The 12,115-nt window shown below is 64.7% G+C and carries 13 protein-coding genes and 1 pseudogene; 9 read left to right on the top strand and 5 right to left on the bottom strand.

Annotated elements, in window-relative coordinates; all coding sequences use genetic code 11:
• Both ACXJL8_RS19485 and ACXJL8_RS19480 read right to left on the bottom strand, forming a co-directional pair.
• Positions 1-504 (bottom strand): transporter substrate-binding domain-containing protein (locus ACXJL8_RS19485; RefSeq protein ID WP_456685426.1); only part of this gene is annotated, 504 nt, incomplete at its 3' end.
• A 13-nt stretch (positions 505-517) separates the two neighbouring features.
• The gene (locus tag ACXJL8_RS19480) at positions 518-1,495 is read right to left on the bottom strand and encodes a tripartite tricarboxylate transporter substrate binding protein (RefSeq protein ID WP_456618793.1); all 978 of its coding nucleotides are present in this window, start codon (positions 1,493-1,495) and stop codon (positions 518-520) included.
• A 115-nt stretch (positions 1,496-1,610) separates the two neighbouring features.
• Between ACXJL8_RS19480 and ACXJL8_RS19475 the strand changes: the two genes are divergently transcribed.
• From ACXJL8_RS19475 to ACXJL8_RS19440, 8 genes are all read left to right on the top strand, one after another.
• A complete protein-coding gene (locus tag ACXJL8_RS19475; RefSeq protein WP_456685425.1) occupies positions 1,611-2,321 on the top strand; it encodes a TetR/AcrR family transcriptional regulator in 711 nt (236 codons plus the stop codon).
• A gap of 73 nt (positions 2,322-2,394) precedes the next feature.
• Positions 2,395-3,354: an amidohydrolase family protein gene (locus ACXJL8_RS19470; RefSeq protein ID WP_456685424.1), complete on the top strand. Its 960-nt coding sequence runs from the start codon at positions 2,395-2,397 to the stop codon at positions 3,352-3,354.
• Positions 3,354-4,238: an amidohydrolase family protein gene (locus ACXJL8_RS19465; protein WP_456618790.1), complete on the top strand. Its 885-nt coding sequence runs from the start codon at positions 3,354-3,356 to the stop codon at positions 4,236-4,238. The genes ACXJL8_RS19470 and ACXJL8_RS19465 overlap by 1 nt, the downstream gene beginning before the upstream one ends.
• Positions 4,235-5,533: a C4-dicarboxylate transporter DctA gene (dctA, locus tag ACXJL8_RS19460; RefSeq protein WP_456618789.1), complete on the top strand. Its 1,299-nt coding sequence runs from the start codon at positions 4,235-4,237 to the stop codon at positions 5,531-5,533. Before ACXJL8_RS19465 ends, dctA begins: the two co-directional genes overlap by 4 nt.
• Positions 5,534-5,601: 68 nt before the next feature.
• Positions 5,602-6,315, top strand: coding sequence for a PIG-L deacetylase family protein (locus ACXJL8_RS19455; protein ID WP_027517331.1), 714 nt, complete (start codon positions 5,602-5,604; stop codon positions 6,313-6,315).
• Entirely contained in the window at positions 6,312-6,995 is a 684-nt protein-coding gene (locus tag ACXJL8_RS19450) for a 4-carboxy-4-hydroxy-2-oxoadipate aldolase/oxaloacetate decarboxylase (RefSeq protein ID WP_456618788.1), read from the top strand. The genes ACXJL8_RS19455 and ACXJL8_RS19450 overlap by 4 nt, the downstream gene beginning before the upstream one ends.
• 27 nt (positions 6,996-7,022) lie before the next feature.
• Positions 7,023-7,892, top strand: coding sequence for a hypothetical protein (locus tag ACXJL8_RS19445; RefSeq protein ID WP_456685423.1), 870 nt, complete (start codon positions 7,023-7,025; stop codon positions 7,890-7,892).
• On the top strand, positions 7,889-8,806 hold the full coding sequence (locus ACXJL8_RS19440; protein ID WP_456618816.1) for a DUF1932 domain-containing protein: 918 nt from the start codon (positions 7,889-7,891) through the stop codon (positions 8,804-8,806). The genes ACXJL8_RS19445 and ACXJL8_RS19440 overlap by 4 nt, the downstream gene beginning before the upstream one ends.
• Positions 8,807-8,822: 16 nt before the next feature.
• Here the strand turns inward: ACXJL8_RS19440 and ACXJL8_RS19435 are convergent, their stop codons facing one another.
• The 3 genes from ACXJL8_RS19435 to ACXJL8_RS19425 form a co-directional block, all read right to left on the bottom strand.
• The gene (locus tag ACXJL8_RS19435; protein ID WP_456618786.1) at positions 8,823-9,143 is read right to left on the bottom strand and encodes a hypothetical protein; all 321 of its coding nucleotides are present in this window, start codon (positions 9,141-9,143) and stop codon (positions 8,823-8,825) included.
• Positions 9,144-9,296: 153 nt separating this feature from the next.
• Complete coding sequence (locus tag ACXJL8_RS19430) at positions 9,297-10,502, bottom strand: amidohydrolase family protein (RefSeq protein WP_456618785.1); 1,206 nt, start codon at positions 10,500-10,502, stop codon at positions 9,297-9,299.
• Positions 10,503-10,585: 83 nt separating this feature from the next.
• Positions 10,586-11,827 (bottom strand): amidohydrolase family protein, encoded by a 1,242-nt coding sequence (locus ACXJL8_RS19425; RefSeq protein WP_456685422.1) that lies wholly within the window; start codon positions 11,825-11,827, stop codon positions 10,586-10,588.
• Positions 11,828-11,976: 149 nt separating this feature from the next.
• Between ACXJL8_RS19425 and ACXJL8_RS19420 the strand changes: the two are divergent.
• Positions 11,977-12,115 (top strand): annotated as a pseudogene (locus tag ACXJL8_RS19420) (nuclear transport factor 2 family protein); the annotation flags it as partial.

Genomic DNA, 12,115 nt, shown 5'->3' with positions numbered 1-12,115 from the left:
CTTGAATTTTGTCGGCAGGGTCCGCTCGGACGTCGAGCCCTTGGTGACGCCGATCTTCACGCCGGGGCGGTCGATGTCCTCGACCGCCTTAATCGGCGAATTCGCCGGGACGAGATAGCCAAGCTCGATTGCCAGCACGGTCTGGCTGAAGCTGACCTCATTGGCGCGGGCCGGCGTGGCGTTGGTCACGGTGAAATCGACCTGGCCGTCGTGGATCGCGGCGACGATGTCGGCGACGCGCTGGAACCTGACATAGTCGACGTTCACGCCAAGTCGCTTCGCCAGCTCGCCGCCAAGATCGTAGGCGAGGCCGTGCGGCTGGCCGGCCGCGTCCGAGACCATCGAGGTCGGACTGCCCGGATAGATGCCGACGCGCAGGCTGCCGCTCGGCGCCAGCAGTCTTGCTTCGCCGTCGGCGTGCGCGGGTGCACCGAGCAAGCTGATGACTGCGGCGGCGAGCAGGGGGGTGCGCGCAAGGCGCCTAGGATGAGGAAGGGTCTTCATGTGAAGAGCCGCCTCATTGCGCGCGGATGTCGGCGGCCTTCAGCACCGGCTCCCATTTGGTTGCCTCGGCGTGCATGTAGGCCTCGAAGTCCTTGGCGGAGGAGCCGACGGGAGCCGCGCCGATCTTGCCGAGTGTCGACAGCACGTTCGGGTCCTGCAACGCCGCCTTCAAATCGGTTTCGAGCTTCGCCACGATCTCCGCCGGCATCTTGGCGGGACCGAGCACACCCCACCAGACCGAGACGTCGTAGCCGGGCACGCCGGACTCCGCGACGGTCGGGACATTCGGCAGCGCCTTGGAGCGCTCGGCGGAAGTGACCGCGAGCGCGCGCACCGGACCGCCTTCGAGCTGGCCGATCGCCTCGGCAAGTGGATTGACGCTGAGCGGGATCTCGCCGGCGATGACGGCGGTCAGCGCCGGTGCGCCGCCCTTGTAGGGGATCGCGACGATCTTGGTGCCCGACATGTATTTCAAGAGCTCGCCGGCAAGATGCGCCGAGGTGCCGTTGCCGGACATGCCATAGGAGAGTTTGTCCGGCTCTTTCTTTGCAGCCGCCAGGAGATCGCCGAGCGTCTTGTAGGGGCTGTCCTTGGCAACCACGATCGCAAGCGGCGACGACGCGACTTCGGTGATCGCGGTGAAATCCTTGAACGTGTCATAGGGCACGCTCGGATAGATGAACTGGTTGAGCGGATGGCCGCTGGCGACCAGGATCAGCGTATAGCCGTCGGGCGCGGCCTGCGTCAGCGCCTGCGAGGCGACGATGCCGCCGGCGCCGGGCCGGTTGTCGATCACGGGTTGCTGGCCCCAGGTCTTAGCCAGCGCCTGACCCAGCGTCCGCGCGAGCACGTCGACCGCGCCGCCGGCCGCATAGGGCACGAGGATGTGGACCGGCTTGCTCGGATAGTTGTCGGCCGGCGCGGCGGTGCTCGCCAGCAGCAGACCGGCACCCAGCAGCAAGCCGCCGATCTTCTTGTTCAAACCCAGCATAGTCCAGCACTCCTAGAGGGCGTTCGCGTCCTGCGGCGGTCTTTCGAACCGTCCCGGACCCCGCCCATGGTTTTTGTTGACGAGACCTGATCTTTTGTACGATAGTACAAATCACATGGTACGCAAGCCCACCAGCAAGGAAACGGCCCGTAAGCCGAACATGCGCGAGGCGATCCTCGCCGCGGCCGAGGAGCTGTTCGCCACCAACGGCTTCAACGCCGTATCCGTGCGCGATATCGYGCAGGCCGCCGGCGCCAATCCCGGCAGCGTCACCTATCATTTCAAGACCAAGGACGGCCTGCTGCTGGAGATCTACCGGCGCCATTGCGGGCCGATGAATCTTCGCCGCTCGGAGTTGCTCGCCGCCGCCAAGCGCGTGCGCGATCTCCAGGATCGGCTGGAAGCGATCGTGCGGGCCTATGTGGTGCCGGCCTTCACCTCGGGCAGCGATCTCGCCGGCGGCGGGGCGCGCTTCACGCGGCTGCGTGCCGTGATGTCCGCCGAGGGCAATGAGGTCGCGCGAAAAATCATCGCGCAGACCTTTGACGACACCAGCCACGCCTTCATCGACGCGATCCACGACAGCCTGCCGCACATTCCGCGCACCGACATCGTCTGGCGCAGCCATTTCCTGCTCGGCGCACTTTATTACTCGCTGGTGACGCCGGACCGCGTCTCGCGCCTGTCGCGCGGCGAGGCCGATGGCAGCGATGGAGCCAGTGCCATCGAGCAGCTGGTGCAGGCGACCGTCGCCGCGTTCCAGGCGCCGGCGCTGGATCAGGCCGCGCCCGCGCGGCGGCGGCCGGCCGTCAGCAGCAAGACTTGAAAGAAACCGTCGAGGGGTGGCGCGGTCTCGCGTTTCCGCTCGCAAACGGACCACGTGACTGGGTGTTGAGGAAATGAACAGGCGGGAGTGCTTGCATCTTTTGACCGGATTGGCCGGAGCCGCGTGGGTGGCCGACGTGCATGCGCAGGCGGTGGAGCCGAAGGCGATCCCGACGATCACGCCGCCGGATCCAAATCCCAAGACGCCGTCGTTCAAGCTGCCGCCGAAGTCCTGCGACAGCCATACCCACATCTTCGGGCCGGCGTCCCGCTATCCGTTCTCTTCGAGCCGGCCCTACAACACGGCTGACGCGCCGCTGGAGGCGTTCCGCAGCGTTCACGAAAAGATCGGCGTCGAGCGTTGCGTGATCGTCAATGCCACCGTGCACGGCACCGACAATCGCGTCGTCACCGACGCCATTGCGCAGAGCGAGGGTGCCTACAAGGGCATCGCCAATGTCAATGATGAGATGTCCGAGAAGGAACTGGCTGCGCTCGACAAGGGTGGCATCTGCGGCTGCCGCTTCGCCTTCCTCAAGCGCCTCGGCGGGGTCRGCGACATGACCAAGTTCCAGCGCATCGTTCACCGCGTCGCCGAGCTCGGCTGGCACATCGACGTCTATTTCGAGCCGGGCACGATCGCCGAATTCGCGCCCATCCTGAGCGCGCTGCCGACGCGCTATGTGATCGATCACATGGGCACGGTCCAGGCGGGGAAGGGGCTCGACGATCCCGGCTTCACCGCCTTGCTCGATCTCCAGAAGAACGACGAGAAGTGCTGGGTCAAGATCACCGGCCTCGAGCGCGCCTCCGCTGCCGGAAAGCCATTCCACGACGCGGTGCCGTTCGCGAAGGCGCTGATCGACAATGCGCCCGATCGTGTCATCTGGGGCACCGACTGGCCGCATCCCAACGTCAAGATCATGCCGAACGACGGCGAGATCGTCGACCAGATCCCTCTCTACGCGGCAGATAGCGCGGTCCGGCAGAAGCTGCTGGTCGACAATCCGGCACGCCTGTTCAAGTTCACCTGATGACGATGATGTACACGCCCACCATTCCGCCGCCCGACCCGAACACGCGCACGCCGAAATTCAAGCTGCCGAAGCTGTCCTGCGACGCGCATTGCCACATCTTCGGGCCCGGGGCGAAATATCCCTATGCGCCTGATCGTTCCTACACGCCGCCGGATGCGCCGCTGGAGGAGTTTCGGGCGCTGCACGCCAAGCTCGGCGTGGAGCGCGCGGTCATCGTCAATGCCAGCGTGCACGGCACCGACAACACGGTGGCGCTCGATGCCATCGCGCAGAGCAACGGCGCCTACCGCGCGGTCGCCAATATCGATGACAGCATCACCGAGCGCGGGCTTCATGTGCTGCACGAGGGCGGTTTCCGCGGCTGCCGCTTCAATTTCGTCCGCCATCTCGGCGGCGTTCCCGACAAACGCGTGTTCGACCGCATCGTCGCGATGGTCGCGCCGCTCGGCTGGCACATCGATCTGCATTTCGATGCGATCGACCTGCCCGAATATGCCGACATGCTGACAAAGCTGCCGCTGAGCTACACCATCGACCACATGGGGCGGGTGAAGGCCTCCGAGGGGCTCGACCAGCTGCCGTTCAGGATTTTGATCGAGCTGATGCAGCGTGATGAAAAATGCTGGGTCAAGATCTGCGGCTCCGAACGCGTCTCCTCGGCAGGCCCGCCCTTCACCGACGCGGTGCCGTTCGCGCGCAAAATCGTCGAGACCGCGGTCGACCGTGTCATCTGGGGCACGGACTGGCCGCACCCCAACGTCAAGGTGATGCCGAACGACGGCGACCTCGTCGACCTGATCCCGCTGTTCGCGCCGGAGGTGGAATTCCAGCAGAAAATCCTCGTCAGCAATCCGGCACGCCTGTTCGAGTTCGACGAATGACGGCGCTGACGATCGACAAGCCGCGCGGGCGGGCCTGGTGGAAGGAGCTCTGGATCCAGGTGCTCATCGCCATGGCGGCCGGCATCGCGCTTGGGATCGTCAATCCCGAGGCGGGTGCCAAGATGCAGCCGCTCGGCGACGCCTTCATCAAGGCGATCCGGATGCTGATCGCGCCGATCATCTTCTGCACCGTCGTGCACGGCATCGCGCATATGGCCGACATGGCACGGGTGGGGCGCGTCGCCATCAAGGCCATCGTCTATTTCGAGATCATGACCACGATCGCGCTGGTGATCGGTCTCATCGCGATCAATGTGCTGAAACCCGGCGTCGGCATGAACGTCGATCCCGCCAGCATCAATGCCAGCGCGATCGAGCCCTACGTCAAGCAGACCGGCGCCATCGGCTTTGTGCCGTTCCTGATGAACATTGTGCCCGCGACGTTCATCGGTGCCTTCGCCGAGGGCAACATCCTCCAGGTTCTGTTCATCTCGGTGCTGTGCGGCTTCGCGCTGGTGCAGCTCGGCGAGCGCGCGGCGCCGCTGGTCAATTTGATCGACATCGCTGCCAAGATGGTGTTTGCGATTGTCGGCTTCGTGATGTGGGCGGCTCCGATCGGCGCCTTCGGCGCCATCGCGTTTACGGTCGGCAAGTTCGGCGTCGGCTCGCTGGCTTCACTGGGTAAGCTGTTGGGCGGCTTTTACCTCACCTGCGTGATCTTCATCATCGTGGCGCTCGGTCCGGTGGCGCGGCTCTGCGGCTTCTCGCTGTTCAAGCTGATCCGCTACATCTGGGAAGAGCTGCTGATCTGCATCGCCACGACGTCGTCCGAGACGGTGCTGCCGCGGATGCTGACCAAGCTGGAGAAGGCGGGCTGCGAGAAGAGCGTCGTCGGGCTGGTGATCCCGACCGGCTACTCCTTCAACCTCGACGGCACCTGCCTGTACCTTGCCGCAGCCTCGGTGTTCCTGGCGCAGGCGACCAACACGCCGTTCGGGCTCGCCGAGCAGATCGAGCTGCTTTTGATCCTGCTCGTGACCTCCAAGGGCGCGGCGGGGATCGCGGGCGCCGCCTTCGTCGTGCTGGCGGCGACGCTGTCGGCCACGGGCAGCATTCCGGTGACGAGCGTCGCGCTGGTGCTCGGCATCCATCGCCTGATGTCACAGGGGCTGACGCCGACCAATCTGATCGGGAACGCGGTGGCGACGATTGCGATTGCCAAATGGGAAGGCGCGCTCGACGGCGAGCGCCTGCGGCGTGTGCTCGACGGCGAGGAACCCGCCGTCGCGGCCTGATGAATTGGCTGCCTGCATAAAGCAGGGAGCCTATGATGCTTACGAATGAGAGAGGGGGAGTCCGTCCCATGAAAACAGGTCTCGTGATCACCGCCCATCCGGGCGATTTTGTCTGGCGCGCCGGCGGCGCCATCGCGCTGCATGCGAAGAAGGGCTATCGCATGAAGATCGTCTGCATGTCCTTCGGCGAGCGCGGCGAGAGCCAGTTCGCCTGGAAGGAGAAGGGCGCGACGCTGGAATCGGTCAAGGCCGGCCGCAAGGACGAGGCGGAGCGGGCGGCCAAGCTTCTGGGCGCCGAGATCGAGTTCTTCGATTGCGGCGATTATCCGCTGAAGCTCACCGAGGCGCATTTCGACCGCATGGTCGACATATACCGCGAGCTCAATCCGAGCTTCGTGCTGACGCACGCGCTGGAAGATCCCTATAATTTCGACCATCCGAATGCCGCGCATTTCGCGCAGGAGACCCGTGTGGTCGCCCAGGCGATGGGCCACAAGCCCGGCGCGCAGTACAAATATTCGGCGCCGCCGGTGTTCCTGTTCGAGCCGCACCAGCCGGAGCAGTGCAATTACAAGCCGGACCTGCTCCTCAAGATCGACGAGGTCTGGAAGGAGAAGTACGAGGCGTTCCAGATCCTCGCCGCACAGAAGCATCTGTGGGGTTATTACGAGCGCGTCGCGCTCAATCGCGGCATCCAGGGCAGCCGCAACACCGGCGTGCCCATGACGTATGGCGAGGCCTATCAGCGCCTGTTCCCGACGGTTGCGGAGGAACTGGCATGAAGCCGGTCGTCGTTCGCAACATCAAGCGAGCCGATCCCGCCGGGATGGCCGAGTACGGCGTCTCGACCGTGCACGAGGCCTATGGCCGCATCGGCTTGATGAAGCCGTATTTGCGACCGGTCTGGCCGGGCGCGGCGATCGCAGGGCCCGCGGTGACCGTGCTGGCGCAGCCTGGCGACAACTGGATGATCCATGTCGCGGTCGAGCAGTGCAGGAAGGGCGACATTCTCGTCGTCGGCTGCACCACAGACAATACCGACGGCATGTTCGGCGAACTGCTCGCGACCTCGCTCCAGGCACGCGGCGTGCAGGGGTTGATCATCGATGCCGGATGCCGCGACGTCAAAGCGCTGCACGAGATGAAGTTTCCAGTGTGGTCGCGCGCGGTCTCGGCCAAGGGCACGGTCAAGGCGACGCTCGGCTCGGTCAACATTCCGGTGGTCTGTGCCGGCGTCAACGTCGATCCCGGCGACATCATCGTGGCCGATGACGATGGCGTGGTGGTGGTGCCGAAGCGTTATGCCGCCGAAGTCGCCGAGAAAGCGAAGAAGCGCAACGCCGATGAAGGCGGCAAGCGCAAGCGGCTTGGCTCGGGCGAGCTCGGTCTCGACATGTACAGCATGCGCGAGGCCTTAGCGAAGGCCGGCCTCGTCTATGTCGACAATCCCGAGGACGTCTGAGCGAGACAAGAGAAGCGGAGCGGGCGGATGGATCGTCTCAAGCTGAAGGCCGTGCTCGGCAGTCATCCCCATGTCCAGGCGGTGAAGAGCGGCGAGCTCCGCTCCGATCGCTTCGACCTCGATTTCATCGAGTACACGCCGACCAACACCGCATTCAAGCCGATGGTGCGTGAGCAGGCTTTTGACGTCTGCGAGATGGCGATCGTCACCTATCTGATRGCAAAGGCGCACGGCAAGCCGCTGGTGCTGCTGCCGGCGACCATGCTCGGCCGCTTCCAGCATTCCTACGCGCTGTACAATCCCGCGCATGGAACGCTCGGGCCGTCCGATCTCGAAGGCAAGCGCGTCGGCATCCGCTCCTTCACGACGACGACGGGCGCGTGGATCAGGGGTATCCTCGCCAACGACTACGGCGTCGATCTTAACAGCATCCGCTGGGTCACGTTCGAGGATCCGCACGTCGCCGAATATGTCGACACCACCGAGCGGGCACCGAAGGACAAGAAGATCTTGCAGATGCTGCTCGACGGTGAGCTCGACGCCGTCCTCGGCGAGGCGTCGAACGATCCCAAGCTCAAGCCGTTGTTCTCCGATCCGGCCGCGGAGGCGGCGACATGGTACGCCCGGCGCGGCGTCGTGCCCGTCAATCATCTCGTGGTCGTGACCGAAAAGCTCGCGAAGTCGCATCCCGACGTCGTTGCGGGCGTCTATGATCTGCTCAAGCGGAACAAGGTGCAGGTGGGGCCTGCGGTGACGCCGGACCCTGTCCCGTTCGGGGTCGACGCGAACAGGAAATCGTTGGAGCTGATCGTCGACTACGCATTCCAGCAGGCGTTGATTCCGCGTCGCTATGCGGTCGAGGAGCTCTTTGACGAGACGACACGAGGACTGAACTGATGTCGGACCCCAGGCGATGGCAGATAGGACTGGTCGGCTATGGCGAGGTCGGCAGGATTTTGGCCGAGGATCTGCGCCAGCAGGACATCAGGGTCGCGGCCTATGACACCAAGCTTGGCGGCGAGCAGGGCGCCGCTCTGAAAGAGCATGCTGCGAAGTGCGGCGTGGCGCTGGCGGCGTCTCATGCCGAGCTGACCGCGAAATCCGATTTCATCATCTCCGCCGTCACCGCCAGCCAGGCCGTGCCGGTGGCAAAGGCTTGCGCGGGTGCGATCAACCAGGGCACCTGGTTCCTCGATTTCAATTCGGCCTCGCCCGGCGCCAAGCGGCGCGCGGCTGCGCTGATCGACGGCGCTGCCGGACGCTATGTCGAGGGTGCGGTGATGACCTCGGTGCCGCCCTATCGCATCAAGGTGCCGCTGCTGCTCGGTGGTCCCGGCGCAAGGGAGCTCGAGCCGCTTCTGAATGCGATCGGTTTCGCGGCCAGGGTTGCCAGCGACAAGCTCGGTGTTTCATCTGCGGTGAAGATGTGCCGCAGCATCATGATCAAGGGCCTCGAGGCCATGGTCATCGAAAGCTTCACCACCGCGCGTGCCTATGGCGTCGAGGACGCGGTGCTGGCCTCGCTGGCGGAGACGTTCCCCGCGATCGACTGGGAGAAGCAGGGCGCGTATTTCTTCCAGCGCGTGATCGAGCACGGCCGCCGCCGTGCCGAGGAGGTGCGCGAGGTCGCCGAGACCGTGCGCGAGGCGGGGCTGACGCCGTGGTCGGCGCAGGGCACTGCCGAACGGCAGGCCTGGATGGCCGACCTCGCCGATGAAGGTTTGTTCGGCGCGAAGGGGACGAAGGAGTTCGCGCGCAGCGCCGATTGGCGCACCGAGGCGGATCGTATCCTGGCGAAGGTCAGGCGTTGATGTCGAGCGCGGGCGCTCAGCTCAGGGCTGGGCCGCCGTCGCGATAGGTCGAGATTTCGTCGCGCGCGAGCTCGATCAGGTCGATCAGGCTCTTGGCTTCGCGCACGACTTGCTCCTTGGCGCGCTCGGTGCGGAATTCGGTGAGGATCGCTCGAATGCACTTGTCGGCGGTATCGAGCGTCAACAGCGCGCGGGACATGTCGTTCTGGGTCTGGATTGCCGACATATCGAGGCCCGACAGGACTTCGCCGATGCCATTCAGTCGCTTGACAGCCGCCTCGGCAGGCGTGCTGGCCCGAATGGAACGGTAATCGATGCTGCTGAATGCGCTGAACATGTCCATACTCCCCACAGAACGCAGACGTCAGTGCAGGCCTTAGTATGATCCGTGTGGCCCGTAGCGCAATGCGCGCAGCTACGGTCAGGGATTCTACCGGATTCGGGGAGTGGGGAAGGTCAGCGGTATCATCGAACAGAATAGGTCGGATGATTAGCCGCGCTTCCCGATAATCTTACCGTTGGATGCGACGAGCCTGCCCTCCTTGTACACGGAGCGCCCTTGCGGCACCCCGACAACGGCCTCGGGAATATGTTCCGCATTCAGCGCCACGAAATCGGCCTTGGCGCCGACGCGCAGGCCGTAGCCTTCGAGCCGGAGCGCCTTGGCGCCGGCTTCGGTTACGACATCGAACGCAACGCGCAGCTCTTCATCGATGTTAAACCCCGAACGATAGCCAAGCGTCGTCGCCCGGCGCAGCATGTCGCCGTCGCCATAGGGCCACCAGGAATCGCGGATGTTGTCGTTGCCGCTGAAGACGGTCACGCCGGCGTTGCGCAGAGCTAGGATGGGCGGAAAGGGACGGGCGCCCGGTGCGTTCGTCATGATGGCGACGCCGGAGCGGGCGAGAACATCGGCGATCTTCTTGAGGTAATCTGGCGAGATGTCGCCGAGCCCGTACGCGTGACTGACTGCGACGCGTCCCTCCATGCCGAGCGCGCGCGTGCGCGCCGCGATCTGCTCGATCTCGAAGGCGCCGAGTGTGCCCATGTCGTGCAGATGGATGTCGACATCGACGCCGTGCCTATTGGCGACGCCGAACACGACGTCGAGATGCCTTTCGACGTCGCGATCGAAGCTCGCGGGATCGAGCCCGCCGACGAGGTTGGCGCCAAGGCGGATGGCCTCGTCGAGCAGCTGCGGCGTGCCCGGGCTCGACAAGATTCCGCTCTGGGGAAAGGCGACGAGCTGGATGTCGATCAGGCCCTTGTACTCCTCGCGCACGCGCAGGATCGTCTCGAGCGATTTCAGGCCGACCGAGCCGTCCACCATGACATGGCTGCGCATCTGCGTGGTGCCGTGGCCGATGCAGAGATCGAGCTGGTTGCGCGCGCGCACATCCATCGGCGCGGCCTCGGCCATGTTCTGGGCCTGGAAGGCCACGCGCTCATGCACATCGAATCCGTCAGTACATGGCTTGTGCGGCCGCCAGGCATCGCCATAGAAGCTGGTGTCGAGATGGATGTGGCCCTCGACGAAGCCGGGGACGACGAGGGCATCCTTGAGATCGATCGTCTCGGCACCGGCGGGTGGCTGGTCAACGGACGTGATCGCGGAGATACGGCCATCCCTGACCGCGATGTGATGCCGCGCTCCGCTGTCGAAACGCGCATTCAGAAAGATTGCTTCGAAGGCCATCCAGTTCCTCCGTTGATCGATTGCGCCGATAGTCGCGTAAGTGATGGCCGCAGCGCAATACGTGCGAAGATCGGGCGAGCCGGTTAGCGCCGGGGTTTGAACAGCGTGGGCCGCGATCGCTCGAACGTCTGCCGGCCGCTCTTGAAGCCCATCGCGACATCCGGCAGCTCGGCGATCGCGAAGCGGCTGTCCTGGGTGTCGAGCACGATGAGATCGGCGGGCTTTCCGACCTCGATCCCGTAGTCCTTCAGGTTCATCAGCCGCGCCGGCAGCTCGGTCACAAGGTCAAGGCAGGTGTCGAAATCGCTGACGGAAGCGTGCGCGACGTTGGCATAAAAGTTCGCCATCCGCAGCAGCGACGCATCGCCGAACGGCGTGAAGGGATTGAGCACGTTGTTGGTGGCGACCGAGCACAGCACGCCGCCATCAACGAGCTTGTGGGCGAGCGTCAGCCCGCGCGGCGCGTTGTGGGTGGCTTCGCGGCCCATCAGATAGAGGTCGGTCGCGGGCAGCACGGTGACGGCGACGCCGGCTTTTGCCAGTTGCGCGGTGGCCGCTTTCAGCGGCTCCGGCGGCAGCGCCGAGAGTTTCGTGGCATGGCCGATCGCCACGCGCCCCTGGTACTTGCGCCGCTCGGTCTGCCGGCAGACTTCGTCGAGATGCCACCAGRAGGGGTCGAGATCGAAGTCGAGATGGAGATCGACGTCGACGTCGAATTCCTCGGCGAGATCGAAGATGCGTGCGAGATGCGCGTTCGGGTCGGTGTCCATATAGGGGCAGCCGCCGATCGCCTCGCCGCCGTCGCGCAGCGCCTGGACCAGGAGCTGGTCGCTGCCGGGATCGTTGGTCAGGCCTTCCTGCGGAAAGACGCAGAGCGACAGATCGATCGCCCAGGCATAGTCGCGCTTGAGCGCCTTCACCGCCTCGAAGCCGCGCAGGCCAATGCGCGGATCGATCTCGACATGCGTGCGCATGCGCGTCGTGCCGTGCACGATTGCCCGCTCCAGCACGCGAGCGCCGCGCGCGTAAACGTCCTCGATCGTAAAATCCTTCTTCATCCCGGCCACGGCGCGGATCGCTTCCGAGACGCTGCTATGATTGTGTCCGCAGCGTCCGAGCAGGCACGCCTTGTCGAGATGGATGTGGGTGTCGACGAAGCCGGGCAGGGCCAGCCGGCCGCCGACGTCGATCTCGACGGCGTCGCAGGTGAGCCCAGGTCCGATCGCGGCGATCCGTCCGCCCTTCACGCCGATATCGACGGGCGCGGCGGATGAACGCAACAGGGCGTTGCGGAAGATCAGGTCGAAGGCGGTTTGACTGGTCATGGCGTCGGATTCGAGTGTGTTAGCCTAGCGGAAGCTGCGGGAGCGGGCAGCTCCAGATTGTGTGCAGTTTTGGCACTGAATTGTTCAAAAAATATGCATGCAGTTTGAGGCAGGAATTGTAGAATGCGGGCGCTCCCGGAGAACCCGCCATGTCCGCCCCCGCAAAAGCCGAAGCCCGCCCGATGACCGATGCCGAGATCGTGGAGGCCTATCTCACGGCCTCGATGATACCCGATCCCGATGCCGCTGCGGCCTACATGAAGCCGGGGACGGTGATCACGTTCACCA

This window comes from Bradyrhizobium sp. P5_C11_2 (genome assembly GCF_054049755.1).
This window is presented reverse-complemented; position numbering and strand designations above follow the sequence as displayed.